The following is a 349-nucleotide window of genomic DNA, read 5'->3' as shown; positions in this document are numbered from 1 at the left end:
TCATCTGACCGCCTGATTCACGAGACCTGACATGGACGTTCGCCTGTTTGCCTTCCTGGCCCGCCAACGCTCGGCCGAAATTCAGCCCCGTGAGCGCTTTTGCGGGCTGCCCAAGCGTGGCCTGGCCTTCCTGCTGGCCAACGCCATGTTCTGGCAGCCGCTGTGGGCGCAGGCAGCCGAAGGCGTGGTGGTCAGCGGACCAGGCACCAGCCTCGGCCAGGCGGGCAACGGCGTGCCGATCATCAACATCGCCGCGCCCAACGGCAGCGGGCTGTCGCACAACCAGTTCAGCGACTACAACGTCGGCCAGCAGGGGCTGATCCTCAACAACGCCACCGAGCGCACCCAG

1 protein-coding gene is annotated in these 349 nt (G+C 66.5%); it reads left to right on the top strand.

Annotation, left to right across the window (positions count from 1 at the left end):
* Positions 1-31: 31 nt before the first annotated feature.
* A partial coding sequence (locus HU735_RS26850) for a hypothetical protein (RefSeq protein ID WP_186716491.1) occupies positions 32-349 on the top strand: 318 nt, incomplete at its 3' end.

This window comes from Pseudomonas sp. BW16M2 (assembly GCF_014268865.1).
GTDB lineage: Bacteria > Pseudomonadota > Gammaproteobacteria > Pseudomonadales > Pseudomonadaceae > Aquipseudomonas > Aquipseudomonas peradeniyensis.
Note: the sequence above shows the minus strand (reverse complement) of the source record. Positions and strands in the feature narration are given on the sequence as shown.